Source organism: Albidovulum sediminicola (genome assembly GCF_025751575.1).
In the GTDB taxonomy this organism is placed as follows: Bacteria; Pseudomonadota; Alphaproteobacteria; order Rhodobacterales; family Rhodobacteraceae; genus Albidovulum; species Albidovulum sediminicola.
This window is the reverse complement of the sequence record NZ_JAOWLA010000004.1, coordinates 183,091-197,069: the sequence shown is the minus strand read 5'-3', so window position 1 is coordinate 197,069 and position 13,979 is coordinate 183,091. Positions and strand designations below refer to the sequence as shown.

12 protein-coding genes are annotated in these 13,979 nt (G+C 66.1%); 4 read left to right on the top strand and 8 right to left on the bottom strand.

Annotated features, from left to right (window positions below; all coding sequences use genetic code 11):
- Window positions 1–26 precede the first annotated feature (26 nt).
- The gene (locus tag OE647_RS06230) at window positions 27–614 is read right to left on the bottom strand and encodes an outer membrane protein (RefSeq protein ID WP_263720842.1); all 588 of its coding nucleotides are present in this window, start codon (window positions 612–614) and stop codon (window positions 27–29) included.
- 260 nt (window positions 615–874) lie between these two features.
- Between OE647_RS06230 and OE647_RS06225 the strand changes: the two genes are divergently transcribed.
- Genes OE647_RS06225 through OE647_RS06210 form a run of 4 tightly spaced genes read left to right on the top strand, consistent with a single transcriptional unit; the run spans window position 875 to window position 4,221 of the window.
- The gene (locus tag OE647_RS06225) at window positions 875–1,624 is read left to right on the top strand and encodes an SDR family NAD(P)-dependent oxidoreductase (RefSeq protein ID WP_263720841.1); all 750 of its coding nucleotides are present in this window, start codon (window positions 875–877) and stop codon (window positions 1,622–1,624) included.
- On the top strand, window positions 1,624–2,256 hold the full coding sequence (locus OE647_RS06220; RefSeq protein ID WP_263720840.1) for a hypothetical protein: 633 nt from the start codon (window positions 1,624–1,626) through the stop codon (window positions 2,254–2,256). The genes OE647_RS06225 and OE647_RS06220 overlap by 1 nt, the downstream gene beginning before the upstream one ends.
- 46 nt (window positions 2,257–2,302) lie before the next feature.
- Window positions 2,303–3,250, top strand: coding sequence for an alpha/beta hydrolase (locus OE647_RS06215; RefSeq protein ID WP_263720839.1), 948 nt, complete (start codon window positions 2,303–2,305; stop codon window positions 3,248–3,250).
- The gene (locus OE647_RS06210) at window positions 3,247–4,221 is read left to right on the top strand and encodes a DMT family transporter (RefSeq protein ID WP_263720838.1); all 975 of its coding nucleotides are present in this window, start codon (window positions 3,247–3,249) and stop codon (window positions 4,219–4,221) included. Before OE647_RS06215 ends, OE647_RS06210 begins: the two co-directional genes overlap by 4 nt.
- On the opposite strand, the gene OE647_RS06205 is transcribed toward OE647_RS06210, so the two are convergent.
- The 7 genes from OE647_RS06205 to OE647_RS06175 all read right to left on the bottom strand — a co-directional run bounded on the left by OE647_RS06205 (window position 4,218) and on the right by OE647_RS06175 (window position 13,904).
- The gene (locus OE647_RS06205; protein WP_263720837.1) at window positions 4,218–5,054 is read right to left on the bottom strand and encodes an alkaline phosphatase family protein; all 837 of its coding nucleotides are present in this window, start codon (window positions 5,052–5,054) and stop codon (window positions 4,218–4,220) included. The genes OE647_RS06210 and OE647_RS06205 overlap by 4 nt on opposite strands.
- A complete protein-coding gene (locus tag OE647_RS06200) occupies window positions 5,051–6,688 on the bottom strand; it encodes an ABC transporter ATP-binding protein (protein ID WP_263720836.1) in 1,638 nt (545 codons plus the stop codon). Before OE647_RS06200 ends, OE647_RS06205 begins: the two co-directional genes overlap by 4 nt.
- A complete protein-coding gene (locus OE647_RS06195; RefSeq protein ID WP_263720835.1) occupies window positions 6,681–7,514 on the bottom strand; it encodes an ABC transporter permease in 834 nt (277 codons plus the stop codon). The genes OE647_RS06200 and OE647_RS06195 overlap by 8 nt, the downstream gene beginning before the upstream one ends.
- Window positions 7,511–8,467: an ABC transporter permease gene (locus OE647_RS06190; RefSeq protein ID WP_263720834.1), complete on the bottom strand. Its 957-nt coding sequence runs from the start codon at window positions 8,465–8,467 to the stop codon at window positions 7,511–7,513. Before OE647_RS06190 ends, OE647_RS06195 begins: the two co-directional genes overlap by 4 nt.
- 10 nt (window positions 8,468–8,477) lie before the next feature.
- On the bottom strand, window positions 8,478–10,064 hold the full coding sequence (locus OE647_RS06185; protein WP_263720833.1) for an ABC transporter substrate-binding protein: 1,587 nt from the start codon (window positions 10,062–10,064) through the stop codon (window positions 8,478–8,480).
- Between the two features lie 147 nt (window positions 10,065–10,211).
- Window positions 10,212–11,798: an ABC transporter substrate-binding protein gene (locus OE647_RS06180; protein WP_263720832.1), complete on the bottom strand. Its 1,587-nt coding sequence runs from the start codon at window positions 11,796–11,798 to the stop codon at window positions 10,212–10,214.
- Between the two features lie 99 nt (window positions 11,799–11,897).
- On the bottom strand, window positions 11,898–13,904 hold the full coding sequence (locus OE647_RS06175) for a CocE/NonD family hydrolase (RefSeq protein WP_263720831.1): 2,007 nt from the start codon (window positions 13,902–13,904) through the stop codon (window positions 11,898–11,900).
- Window positions 13,905–13,979: the final 75 nt, after the last annotated feature.

Sequence of the window (13,979 nt, the reverse complement as noted above, 5' to 3'; positions counted from 1 at the left end):
AACCCCCGCCCGGTTTGATCGATGCCTTAGAACCTGAGACCCAGGTTCACGCTGGCCGTCGTCGCGCGCAGGTCCGAGCCGGTCCCGTCGAAATCGTCAAAGCGGTTGGTCAGCAACTCACCCCCGACCGTCATCCGGTCGGTCAGCGCGTAGTCGAGGCCGATGCCTGCGTACCAGCCGCTGTCGCTCAGATCGGCACCGCCGATGGTCGCGTCGGCGCGCGCGGCGCCCGCGGTCGCGTAGACGAGCGTACTGCCCAGGTCACGCCCCGCCCGAACGCCCAGCCGCGCGATGGAATCGAGCGAGTCTCCGGCAGTGTCGAGGTCGATATTCGCCCCGTCATAGTTACCGGCCACACCGACGACCCAGTCACCAAGGTCCCAGTCGTAGCCGCCGCCGATGCCATAGGTCAGGCCGTCGCCGCCGGTGGGATCGGTCACATCGCCATACCCGAGGCGCCCCGTGACATAGCCGCCGGTCCAGTCGGCGCCGGTGGCGAGCGGAACGACAGGCTGGATGACCGGCTCCGGGACCAGCTCCGACAGGCCGCCCGCGAAGGCGGGCGCCGCGCCTGCGATGGCGGCGATCAGGGCGAGGTAGGTGAGCTTTCTCATGTGAGTCTCCTGTCTGCTCATGCGGCGCGGCGCCGGGCAGTCCCCGCCCGCCGCGTCCGATGCCCCTTCAGTTAGTCGCACTCCCGCGATTGCCAACGGGTGGGCCCGGTCACGCCCGATCACAGGCCGGCGACCGCCCGGCATCAGCCGGAACGCGCCGATCAAGATTTCGTGTCGGCGAGATCGGGCCTGTCTGGACAGGGCGCATCGGCGGGACTAGTCTCGCTATTTGAACATTCGTTCATTTAGCGGAGGCAGGGATGCAGCTAGACGGAAAATCGGCAATCGTGACCGGCGGGGCATCCGGCCTTGGCGCCGCGACCGCCCGGGCCTTCGCGGCGGCGGGTGCCCGCGTGACCCTCTTCGACCGCGACGCCGAACGCGGCGAGGCGCTGGCCGCCGAAATCGGCGGCGCCTTCGCGGGGGTGGATGTGACCGACGAGGCCTCTGTCGCAGACGGCATCAACACGGCGAAGGCGTTCGGCGGCGGCGCGGTTCATGTGCTGGTCAACTGCGCGGGCATCGCCACGGGCGAGCGGATCGTCGGGCGCGAGGGGCCACACGCGCTGGCCGCCTTCCGCCGCACCATCGACATTAACCTGACGGGCAGCTTCAACACCCTGCGCCTGGCCGCCGCCGAGATGGCCAGCAATGGCGGTGGAGAACGCGGAGTGATCGTCAACACCGCCTCCATCGCGGCCTACGACGGGCAGAAGGGCCAGGCGGCCTATGCGGCCTCCAAGGGTGGGATCGTCGGCCTCACGCTCCCCGCCGCGCGCGATCTTGCGACGCTGGGCATCCGCGTCTGCGCCATCGCCCCGGGCATCTTCGCGACGCCGATGATGAAGGGCCTGCCGCAGGAGGTACAGGACAGCCTCGCGGCCGAAGTGACCTTCCCCAAGCGTCTGGGCGACCCGGCCGAATACGCCGCGCTCGCCCGCTTCATCGTCGAATGCGGTTACCTGAACGGCGAGGTCATCCGCCTTGATGGCGCGCTGCGCATGCGCTGATGGCCCGACAGAACCGCGTCACCCCCGAAGGCCGGATCGTCGCGGAGGCGGCGCGCGGCCTTTTCATGGGCAACCGCGGCATCCTGCATGACGAGGACGGGCGGATTGTCGCCCCCTTCCGGCACCGCGCCTGGATCTGCCGCCTGACCGCCTTCAAGGGGCGTCGGCGCGCGCCGATGTCTCCGGGCCACTACACGGAACTGTTCTTCCTGGACGAGGCGACGGCGCTGGCGGCGGGCCACCGGCCCTGCGCGGAGTGCCGCAGGGCGGACTACAACCGTTTCCGCGCGGCCTGGGCTGCGGCGGGGCTAGGCGCCACCCCCCGGGCCGCAGAGATCGACAGCCGCCTTCAGGCCAGCCGCGTTCGCCCGCGCACGCGCGAAAAGATCACCTTCATGGCCCCCTGGCCGGATCTGCCGGGCGGCAGCTTCGTGCGGCTGCCCTCTGGCCCGGCGCTGGTGCGGGGCGCGGAGCTGCTGCCCTGGTCGCCGGGTGGCTACAGCCCCGCCCTGCCCCGGCCCGACACTGGTATGGCCTTGGTCCTGACGCCGGCCCCCTTGGTCGCGGTGCTTGCGGCGGGCTACCAGCCGGTTCTGCACCCTTCCGCCGGAACCATGTCGCAATCGCGCTAGAATCCGGCCCGGGGAGCGCCAACACTCGCTGAAGATGGGACTTGGAATGACACAGACCGATTACACCACCCTGATCGACGAGGAGACCTGGGCCTTCATCCGCAAGACGGGCGAGGCCTATCCCGAAGACATGGACGGAATGACCTTCGAGGATATGCGGCGCTGTTACGACGCAATGTGCGATGCGTTCTCGGCGCCCTATCCCCCCGGCGTGACGGTCGCGGACAAGGCGATGGGCGGCGTTCACTGTCGTGTCTACGAAGCTGGCCCCAGCGACGTGACGGTAATGTATTACCACGGCGGCGGCTGGATTCTGGGCGGGCTCGAAAGCCACGACCATATCTGCGCCGAGATCTGCGGATCGACGGACTACCGCGTCGTCTCGGTCGATTATCGGCTCGCGCCGGAACACCGCCATCCCGCCGCCTTTGACGATTGCCTGGCCGCGACCCAGGCGACCTTTGCGCGCCATGGCGGCAGACTGGTGCTCTGTGGCGACAGCGCCGGCGCAAATCTGGGCGCCGCGGTCGCGCACCGGCTGCGCGGCACCCCGGTCATGCCGTCCGGTCAGGTCCTGATCTACGGCTCCTTTTCTACCAAGATCGGAAGTGAGGGCAGCTACGCGACGCATGCCGAGGCGCCAATGCTCAAGCGGTCCGAGCTTCTGGTCTACCGCGTCTTCCGATACGCCGAGGGCTACGACCCCGCCGACGACCCGACCGCCGCGCCCCTGGCCGATACAGACTTCAGCGGCCTTCCGCCAACCTTCCTGATCGCGGCCGAATGCGATCCGCTGGCCGATGACAGCGCGATCTACGCCGCCCGTATCTCAGAGGCGGGCGGGCGCGCACATTCGGAGGTTGCCCCGGGCCTCGTCCACGGCTTCCTGCGCGCCCGGCACATGTCGCACCGCGCCGCCGAGGCCTTTGCCCGGATCACCGATGCCATCGCCGCCCTCGGTCGTGGCGAATTTCCATGGCCTGAAACCCGATGAGCGACACGCCCACCCCGCGCACGCATTGGACCGACATCCCGATGGTCGGCATCGCGGCGGTAGGGCTTTCGACAATCTTCTTCGGCTGCGTCCCCTTCTTCGCCCGCAGCCTGACCGAGGCCGGGATCGCCCCGCCGGCCATCGCGTTCTGCCGCTACCTGTTCCCGGCCATCGCCTTCCTGCCGTTCCTCAAGGTTCGCGGCGAGCAGGGACGGGCGAGCCTTTGGGGCTACTTCTCCGGCCTGACGGTGGGGCTGGGCTGGGTGGGTTACGTGAAGTCGCTGACGCTGATGCCGGTGTCGGCGGCGGGTGTCCTTTACATGACCTATCCGCTTTTCACGCTGGTCGTGGGCTGGCTCCTCTTCGCTGACCGGCCGAGCCTTCGGGCCGCGATCGGCGGCGGGCTGATCCTGCTGGCGGCGGCGCTCGCGGCGGGGGGCGTCAAGGCTGGCGCCTCTGCGGGGCAGACGATCGCGCCCGTCGCGATTCTTTTCGCGCTCGCCGCGCCCGTGGCCTTCGGCCTGTCGATCAATGTGCTGGCGCGCAAGCTGCATGTGCTGCCGCCGGTATCGCGGATGGGGATCTTTGCCATCGGCGCGGCCACTGGGCTTGTGCCGCTGATCCTGACCTACCCGCGCGCGGCCGTCGTGCCCTCGACCCCGGATCAATGGGCGCTGGCGCTGGCGCTCGGTACGTTTTCCGCGCTGATCCCGCAGCTTCTTTACAGTGTCTTCGTGCCGAAGATCGGTGGTGCCAAGGCCGCCGCGCTGGGCAGCATCGAACTGCCCACAATGTTCGCCGTCGGCTGGTTCGCCTTCGGCGAGTTGATCGGCCCACGAGAATTCCTGGCCGGGGCGCTGGTTCTGACGGCGATCCTGATCACGCCGTCACGCCGGCGCCTGCCCTCGGTCACCGCGACGCTGGCCGCGCCGGCGCCGCGCAAGCGAAGCTGGTTTCGCGGCTGGCGCTAGCGCAGGAAGGGCGCGGCCTTCATAGTCTCGGGGACCGGGACACCGAGGCGGCCCAAGATCGTCGGCGCCAGTGCGAGCTGATCCAGGACCACGTCCGGCGCGGGACCTTCGGCTGGACCGAAGTAGTATAGCGCGAAGTCACGCTGATCAGGCCCCGTGCCGCCATGATGACCGCGCGCGTCCTGGCCATGGTCGGCGGTCACGATCACCTCATACCCTGCGGCGCGCCAGCGGTGGAGGAATGGCGCCAGCGTCGCGTCCATCTTGGCGCAGGCATTATCCATCTCCTCGCAATCGTGGTAGAAACGGTGCCCCATGCTGTCTAGCGTGCAGGTGTGCAGGATGCCGTAGTCGATCCCCTTGACCTCGCAAAGCCGCGTGAGGGTTCCGAACAGGTCGTAATCGGCGGGCGTCATCTGGTTGATATGCCCGTAGCCGTGCATCGTGTGAAAGCGGCCGTGGGTGATCGGCCCATCGGGCTCGTCATACTCGATGTCGCGCACCACATCGAAGGGGGCGCGGTTGAAGAACTCCGACCAGTAGCTGTGGGTCACCGCCCCGGTCTTGAGCCCCGCCTTCGACGCCTCGGAAAAGATGTCGGGAAACTCAAGCCGGCGGGTATCTGCGTTGTCCCAGATCCGGTGAGCCTGCGGTGTCACCCCGGTGTGGATCGAGGCATAGCAGGAGGCCGAGGTGGACGGCAGGACCGAACGCATCCGCCAGACGCGCGCCTCGCCTTCCTCCACCCAGCCCTCAAGATTGCCGAACAGCCGTCGCCAGTTGGCGTAGGGAACCCCATCCAGGATGATGAGGAGCAGTTTGTTGTGGCTCAATTCCCGGCACTCTCCATCTTGCGGTGGGCAAGGACATGTTCCAGCCAACCAAGCTTCATCTCCGGTACCGACGACAACAGCAGGTCGGTGTAATCGTCAAAGGGCGGTGTCAGCACGTCGGTCTTGCCGCCGTAGCGCTGGACGGCGCCCTGGTACATGACCGCGATCGAATCCGCGATCGACTTCACCGTCGCGAGGTCATGCGTGATGAACAGATAGGCCACGCCCTCGATCTGCTGAAGGTTCAGGAGCAGCCGCAGGATGCCGGCCGCCACCAGCGGGTCGAGGGCCGAGGTCACCTCGTCACAGATGATCAGCTTGGGCTTCGCGGCCAGCGCGCGGGCGATGCAGACGCGCTGCTTCTGCCCGCCCGAAAGCTCGGCCGGGTAACGGTCGATGAAGCCCGTGCCCATCTCGATCTCGTCCAGAAGCTCCTGCACGCGCTTGCGCTTCGCCTCGCCCTTCAGGCCGAAGTAGAACTCCAGCGGGCGGCCGATGATCGTGCCCACCGTGTGGCGCGGGTTCATGGCCACGTCGGCCATCTGGTAGATCATCTGCAACTCGCGCAGGTCGTCCAGCTTGCGGTCCTTGAGCTCCTTGGACAGCTCGCGCCCCGCAAAGGTGATCCGCCCCTTCGTCGGCGGCAGCAACCCCGTGATCGCCCGCGCGAGCGTAGATTTCCCCGAACCGCTTTCCCCCACGACAGCCAGCGTCTGGCCGGGATAAAGCTCCACGCTCACGTTCTTGAGGACGTCGAAATTCGTACCCTTGTAACGGGCAGTCACGTTTTCGACCTTCAGCACCGGTTCGCCCGTGGGCTTCTTTTCCTCATGCTCGATCGCATGGACCGAGACGAGCGCGCGGGTATACTCCTCCTTGGGGGTCTCGATGATCTCGCTCACCGTGCCGTATTCCACGGTCTTGCCGTTGCGCAGAACCATGATGTCGTCCGACACCTGCGCCACCACGGCAAGGTCGTGGGTGATGTAAAGTGCGGCGACGCCGGTCGCGTGGATCGCCTCCTTGATCGCGGCCAGAACGTCGATCTGCGTCGTCACGTCCAGCGCGGTCGTCGGTTCGTCGAAAACAACCAGATCGGGCTCCGGACAGAGCGCCATCGCGGTCATCGCCCGCTGCAACTGCCCGCCGGAGACCTGGTGCGGATAGCGCTCGCCGAACGTATCCGGGTTCGGCAGGCCGAGCTTGCGGAACAGCCCGACCGCGCGCGCCTCTGCCTCGGCCCGGGTGGCAAGGCCATGCATCAGCGTGGTTTCGATTACCTGGTCGATGATCTTCTTCGCCGGGTTGAAGGCCGCCGCCGCCGATTGCGCGACATATGTCACCTCCCGGCCGCGCAGCGCGCGAAGGCCGCCGGGCCGCTCCTTCAGGATATCACGCCCGCTGACGAAGACCTCACCCCCGGTGATACGGACCCCGCCCCGCCCGTAGGCCATCGAGGACAGGCCGATGGTCGATTTGCCCGCGCCCGATTCCCCGATCAGGCCCAGCACCTTGCCCTTTTCGAGCGTGAAGGACACGCCATGCACGATCTCGATATCCTGCGGCGCTTCGCCGGGCGGATAGACCGTGGCGCCGATCTTCAGATTGCGAACGTCCAGAAGAATGTCAGGCACCGCGGCCTCCTTTCAGCGAGGTGGTGCGGTTCAGGACCCAGTCCGCCACCAGGTTGACCGAGATCGCCAGCGCCGCGATCGCCATGGCCGGAACAAGCGCGGCAGAGATTCCGTAGACCAGACCTTCCTTGTTCTCCTTCACCATCCCGCCCCAGTCGGCGAGCGGCGGCTGAACCCCCAGCCCCAGGAACGACAGCGTGGAGATGAAGAGCACTGCGAAGATGAAGCGCAGGCCTAGTTCCGCGACCAGCGGCGAGAGCGCATTCGGCAGGATCTCCCGCAGGACGATCCAGCGCGTGCCTTCGCCGCGCAGGCGGGCGGCCTCCACATAGTCCATGACCACGATATCGACCGCCACGGCACGGGCCAGGCGATAGACGCGGGTCGAATCCAGAAGCCCGATGACGATCACCAGGACCGGCAGCGTCACCTGCATCACCGACAGGATCACCAGCGCTAGGATCAGCGAGGGCAGCGACATGAACAGATCGACGATGCGCGACATCACCTGATCGACCCAACCGCCCAGCACCGCCGCCGTGAAGCCCAGGATTGAGCCGGTGGTAAAGCTGACGATCGTCGCGGCGGTGGCCAGGAAGATGGTGATCTGGCAGCCGTAGATCATCCGGCTGAGCAGGTCGCGCCCAATGTTGTCGGTGCCGAGCAGGTACTGCGAGGGCTCCGCCGACCAGAACGGGTTTTCCCAGACATCGCCCACCGTCTGGTTCAGCCCGTAGGGCGCAAGCACATTGGCGAAGATCGCCGTGAGGAAGAAGGCCGAGGTCAGGATCAGACCGATCAGGGCCGAAACGGGAATGCGGCTCATTTCGGGTGCCTCAGTCGCGGGTTGGCAAGGATGGAGATCACATCGGCCATGATGTTAAGGCCGATATAGACCGCCGCGAAGATCAGCCCGCAGGCCTGCACAACCGGAAGGTCGCGCTTGGTGACGTGATCGACCAGGTACTGCCCCATGCCGGGATAGACGAAGACGACCTCCACCACGACGACGCCGACGACCAGATAGGCCAGGTTCAGCATCACCACGTTGACGACGGGCGCGATCGCGTTGGGGAAGGCGTGGCGCGCGATGATCACGAAGGGGCGCAGGCCCTTGAGTTCGGCTGTCTCAACGTAGGCCGACTGCATGACGTTCAGGATCGCGGCCCGGGTCATCCGCATCATATGCGCCAGGACCACCAGCACCAGCACCATGACCGGCAGTGCGATTGCCGACAGCTTTTCCCCCAGGCTCATCCCGGAATAGATGGTGGAGATGGGCGAGAAGATGCGGAACTGCACTGTGAAGAGGTACATCAGCAGGTAGCCCGCCACGAACTCCGGCAGAGAAATCGTGGACAGCGTCACCGCCGAGATCAGCTTGTCCGGCCAGCGGTTGCGGTAGCGCACCGCAATAAGGCCGAGGATGATCGCCAGCGGAACCGAGATGATCGCGGCCCAGAAGGCAAGGAACAGGGTGTTGCCCAGACGTTCGCCCACGGCCTTTGAGATGCTCTGCCCATTGGTCAGCGCCGTCCCCAGGTCCCCTTGTATCGCCGCGAAAAGCCAGTTGAAATAGCGGGTCAGCGCGGGCTCGTTCAGCCCCAGTTCCTCGCGCAGGTTGCGCAGCGCGGTTTCGGTGGCCGACTGCCCCAGGATCGATTGCGCCACGTCGCCGGGCAGCAGCTCCACCCCGATGAAAATCAGCGCCGACGCGGCCAGAAGCAGAAGCAGACCCAGCGACAACCGCTGGGCCAGAAGTTTTATAATGGGATGCATACCGTCCGCCTCAGGCCAGCCAGCACTTGACGTGCGCGCGGCCGTTCATCAGTTCGCCGTTCGGATCGGATGTCCAACCCGCGATGGCGTCGCTTACACCCTCGACGAAATCGTTGAACATCGGACAGATCAGCCCGCCTTCATCGCGCAGGATATGCGCCATCTCCGAATACATGCCCTTGCGCTTTTCGTTGTCGAGTTCGGCGCGCGCCGCGATCAGCAGGCTGTCGAACTTGTCGTTGTAGAACTTGGTGTCGTTCCACTCGGCGCTCGACAGGTAGGCCGTCGAATACATCTGGTCCTGGACCGGGCGCCCGCCCCAATAAGAGGCGCAGAAGGGCTGCACGTTCCAGACGTCCGACCAGTAGCCGTCGTCCGGCTCCCGCTTGATCTCCAGCGGAATGCCGGCAGCCGCGGCGGACTGCTGGTAAAGCTGCGCCGCCTCGACCGCGCCGGGGAAGGCGCCCGACGCGGTGCGCAGGATGATCGGGCTGCCGTCATGGCCGGACTTCTTGTAGTAGAAGGCCGCCTGCTCCGGATCGTATTCGCGCTGCGGGATCGTGTTGTCAAAGAGCGGATAGGCAGAGTTGATCGGGAAGTCGTTACCGACCGAGCCCAGCCCGCCCAGGACCTTGTCCACCATCTCATGCCGGTTGATGGCGAGCTTAAGCGCCATGCGCAGGTCGTTGTTGTCGAAGGGCGCCGCGGTGCAGTGCATGATGAAGACATAATGGCCCCGACCCGGCGTCGCGTGGACCAGGATGCCTGGCGCCTTCTTGAGCAAACCGTAGACCTTGGGGTCCACGCGGTTGATCATGTGGACCTGCCCCGCCTGAAGGGCTGCCACACGCGCGGTGGTGTCGTTGATGACCAGGATCTCGGTCTGGTCGGCGTGGCCGATACGGTCGTCCCAGTAGTTCACATGCTTCTCGAAGCCATGGCGCACGCCCGGCTCGTTCACCACGACCTTGTAGGGGCCCGCGCCGATTCCCGCCGCCGGGTCATCGCGACCGCCATCCGGCTGGATGATCAGGTGATAGTCCCCCATCAGATAGGGAAGGTCGGCATTCGGCGAGGCGAGCGTCACCGTGAACATGTCGCCCTCGGCCGACATCGACTCGATCCCCTGGACGATGCCAAGGGCACCCGACTGGGAGTTCTCGTCGGAATGGCGCTGCATCGTGGCCAGCACGTCCTCGGCCGTCACGGTCTTGCCGTTGTGGAACTCCACGCCCTGGCGGATCTTGAATTTCCAGGTCTTCGCGTCGGGGCTGGAGGACACCTCCTCGGCGATCCGCATGTCGAGATTGCCGTTCGGGTCCACGTCCGTCAGCATCTCCCCCCAGGTCATGTTGACCGCGAACGGCACCTCGGAGGCTGCGAGCGCCGGGTCAAGCGTGTTGGTGCTTTCGCCGCCCTGCATCCCCATGCGGATCAGCCCGCCCTTCTTCGGCTCCTGCGCACGCGCCGCCGAAGCGAGCATGGTGTTGGCCATGGCGGCCGACATGCCAAGGGCGCCCGCGCGGCCCAGGAATGCCCGGCGGCTCTGCCGACCCGCGACGGTGCGCTCAAGAAGATACTTCAGTTCGTCGTTCACGAGGACCTCCCCTAGTTTTTCTTATTGGGTTGAACTGTAAGAAGCGCGGCCCGGAAGCGTCCGGACAGTTTCCCCGTCAAGGCGAGCCAGGACCGCGCTGGTCGCCCGCCGTCCGGCCCCGAAAGGCTGGGCGGCGGGCGCCTTGGATCAGGCGAACCAGGTCTTGTGAGAGGCCCAGCCCCCCATCATCTCGTAGTTCGGGTCCTCGTACCAACCGGCAATCGCATCGCCGTGCGCGTCGATGAAGTCGTTGAACATCGGGCAGATCAGACCGCCCTCTTCCCAGAGGATATGCGCCATCTTGGAGTAGATCTCCTTGCGTTTGGCGGTATCCGTCTCGGCGCGCGCCTCAAGCAGCAGCGCGTCGAATTCCGGGTTGTTGAACTTGGTGTCGTTCCAGTCCGCCGTCGACAGATAGGCCGTCGAATACATCTGGTCCTGCACCGGCCGCCCGCCCCAGTAGGAGGCGCAGAAGGGCTTCACGTTCCACACGTCCGACCAGTAGCCATCGTCGGGCACGCGCTTGACCTCAAGCGGGATGCCCGCCGCCTGCGCCGACTGCTGGAAGAGCTGCGCCGCATCGACCGCGCCCGGGAAGGCGCCATCGGCCACCAGAAGCTCGATCGGGCTGCCGTCGTGGCCCGAGGCCTTGTAAAGCTCCGCCGCCTTCTCGGCGTTGTACTCGCGCTGCTCAAGGCTGTTGTCGAACAGCGGATAGGCGGCGTTGATCGGGACGTCATTGCCGACCCCCCCGAACCCGTCGAGGATCTTGTCGACCAGCTCCTGACGGTTGATCGCCCATTTCAGCGCGTTGCGCAGGTCCTTGTTGTCGAAGGGCGCGGTGTTGGTGTGCATGATGAACACATAATGACCGCGGCCCGAGACGTTCGTGACCTGGACGCCCGGCGCCCGTGCCAGAAGCTTCGCGACCTTCGGGTCGATCCGGTTGATCATGTGGACCTGACCGGACTGCAATGCTGCGGTCCGCGCGGTCGCATCGTTGATCACGATGACCTCGACCCCGTCGTAGTAGCCGCGATCCTGGTTCCAGTCGTCGGCATTCTTTTCGAACACATAGCGCACGCCCGGTTCCGCCGACACCAGCTTGTAGGCCCCCGTGCCAACGGCCGCGGTCGGGTTGTCCACGCCGCCGCCCGGCTGGATCAGCAGGTGATAGTCGGAAAGCAGGTAAGGAAGGTCGGCATTGCCCGTCTCCATCGTCAGAACGACGTTCTGGCCATCGACTTCGATGCTGACGATGCCCTTCATGATGCCGAGCGCGCCGGATTTGGAGTTCTCGTCAGAGTGACGGCGGAACGTGGCCGCGACATCCTCGGCCGTCATGTCGGAGCCGTCGTGGAACTTGACGCCCTGACGGATCGCAAAGGTCCAGACCTTGCCGTCCTCGCTGACGGAGTAGCTTTCGGCCAGCGACGGTTCGATCTGCCCGTCGGCGGTCACGTTCACGACCGTGTCACCCCACTGACGGTTGATGGAGAACGGCACCGGGCTGTCGGCCAGACCCGGATCGAGCGTGTCGGTGGTCTCACCGCCGCCAAGGCCCATCTTCAGGATGCCGCCGCGCTTGGGTTCCTGCGCGCGCGCCGCGCTGCCCATCACCGTGGTGCCCAGTGCGGTCGCCGCGCCGAAGGCAGCCGCCCGCCCCATGAAGCCGCGGCGGGTGATCCCCATCGCGTCCAGGCGGTCGAGCAGGATGGCGAGTTCGTCTTTCATTATCTTCTCCCTAGAAGTTTTGTTGATTGTTGAGTCAATAATGTCGGCTCAGGCGCTGGGGTCAAACAAAAAATGCGGCACCTTCGCTTTGACATGCGTTCAGACATGGACGCGGGGGATATCGCGCGCGAATTCGCGGCTAAACACCTCCTCGGATCCTTCCAGCGCGCGCAGGGTCGCGCGCAGATGGAATACGTCGCGCCCGGCCGTCATCCGGGCGCTTACCTGAGTGCGCGCGGACCAGTCATCCCGTGCAAGACGTTGTTCCCATTCGATCTCCAGGCAAGCTGACAGTGGATCTCCGGGATCGATTCCCCAGCGTTCGCGCACGGTGTCGCCGAAGGTCCAGCCGTGATCGAGGTTTTCGCTGTCGCCCGCGTCGGCCTCCATCACAAGGGTGCGGCGGCCAGTGATGATGTCATGTTCGACGCGGCGCACATAGGCTTCGGGGCGGATGACGCGGTGGTTCCAGCCCCGCGCGGCCTCCGGTTCGGGGAAAGTCCATTCGTTGCCCGTACCGCCCTGATGGATCGGAAGATCAAGCGTCCCGCCCGCTAGGGTCAGAGTCGCGGCCTCGGCGCTGGGCCAGACGAAGGGCCAGTAGGTGGTCGAGAGCGCAAGCCGCAGCCGGTGTCCCTCGGCCAGACGGTAGCCCATCTGGTCGAGGGTCAGCGTGACCTCCACCTCCTGCCCCAGGGGCATGTCGGTCGGCCATTCCCGGCTGTCACGGTGGCAAAGGTTCAGCATCCCGTGGCTGATGCGCACAGAACTGCCATCCGGCGCCACGTCGCAGAGCCGCGCGACGACGAAGGCGCGCGGCTTGTCGGACCGGAGCCTAAGCGTCAGCGTCGCAGCCCCCAGCAGATCGAGCGGCGCGCCCAGCGGCGCGGTATCGAAGCAGACCGACAGCGCGTCCTCTGGCGCCTGGTCGCCCGGCATCTCTCCGTTCCCGCCCATGGGGAAATACTCGCCTGCGTGAAGGCCCAAATGCTGCGGCGTGGAGACAGCGACCGACAGCGCACCGCCCTGCCCGCCCAAGACCCCGCCCGACGAAAGCGCAATCTCCCTGCGCGAGACACGGGCCGTGGGCCAGTCCTTTTCGGCCACCCAGTGCCCGGGACGGAAGGCGGAGTTGGCATCGGGCGGCGCGGAGTGAAGCATGTAGGCCCGGTAGGCGGGATCATCTTCCGCCCCGTTCGGCACGTCCTTCAGCCAGCGGTCCCACCAGCGCAGCGCCTCCTGCAGGAAGCCGATCGCGGGTCCGGGAAGCGCGGTGTGGGGATACTGGTGGACCCAGGGCCCCACGATCCCCTTCACCGGCGCCGTCAGGTTCTCGACCAGATGAGAGACGGTGTTCATGTAGTTGTCGGCCCAACCCCCGAAGGACAGGACCGCCGCGGTGATGGACCCGTAGTCCTCGCAAAGCGAGCCGTGCTTCCAGTAGTCGTCGCGGGCCTGATGGCTGAACCAACGCTCGGCAAGAAAGGGCTGCGCCTCTAGCCGCTGAAGCCAGATGTCGCGCCAGGAATTGCCCGCCAGCATCGGATCGGGCGGGCGCGAAGCATAGGACATCATCTGCGCCGTCCAGCCGAAGTTTTCCCCCAGCAGGCAACCACCCTTGTAGTGGATGTCGTCGGCGAACCGGTCCACCGTCGAACAGACCGTGACGACGGCCTTCAGCGCGGGCGGACGCCGCATCGCGGTTTGCAGGCAGTTGAACCCGCCCCAGCTCTTCCCCATCATGCCCACGGTGCCGCTGCACCAGGGCTGGGCCGCGAGCCAGGCGATCACCTCGCAGGCGTCGGACAGTTCCTGCTCGGTATATTCGTCCTCCATCAGCCCTTCGCTGTCGCCGCAGCCGCGCATGTCAACGCGCACGGCGGCATAGCCGTGCCCCGCGAAATAGGGATGCATCAGCTCATCGCGCGGCAGCGTCATGTCACGCTTGCGGTAGGGAATGTATTCCATCACCGCCGGCACCGGCTTTTCCAGCGCATCCACCGGCATCCAGACCCGCGCCGAAAGCCGGCACCCGTCGGCCAGGACGATCCCCAGATCCGGGGTTTCGACCACCTCGCGCGGGAAATCCGTCACCGTTCTCACCATCTTGCGCCTCCGCGCTGGAAGTTATCGTTGCCAAACCGTCGTTTTGGAGCGAGTGATTTTCGCCGCCCCGCTGTC

Coding starts and splice junctions, on each gene's coding strand:
- OE647_RS06230 (WP_263720842.1), bottom strand. CDS start 614: ATGAGAAAGCTCACCTACCTCGCCCTGATCGCCGCCATCGCAGGCGCG.
- OE647_RS06225 (WP_263720841.1), top strand. CDS start 875: ATGCAGCTAGACGGAAAATCGGCAATCGTGACCGGCGGGGCATCCGGC.
- OE647_RS06220 (WP_263720840.1), top strand. CDS start 1,624: ATGGCCCGACAGAACCGCGTCACCCCCGAAGGCCGGATCGTCGCGGAG.
- OE647_RS06215 (WP_263720839.1), top strand. CDS start 2,303: ATGACACAGACCGATTACACCACCCTGATCGACGAGGAGACCTGGGCC.
- OE647_RS06210 (WP_263720838.1), top strand. CDS start 3,247: ATGAGCGACACGCCCACCCCGCGCACGCATTGGACCGACATCCCGATG.
- OE647_RS06195 (WP_263720835.1), bottom strand. CDS start 7,514: ATGAGCCGCATTCCCGTTTCGGCCCTGATCGGTCTGATCCTGACCTCG.
- OE647_RS06190 (WP_263720834.1), bottom strand. CDS start 8,467: ATGCATCCCATTATAAAACTTCTGGCCCAGCGGTTGTCGCTGGGTCTG.
- OE647_RS06180 (WP_263720832.1), bottom strand. CDS start 11,798: ATGAAAGACGAACTCGCCATCCTGCTCGACCGCCTGGACGCGATGGGG.
- OE647_RS06175 (WP_263720831.1), bottom strand. CDS start 13,904: ATGGTGAGAACGGTGACGGATTTCCCGCGCGAGGTGGTCGAAACCCCG.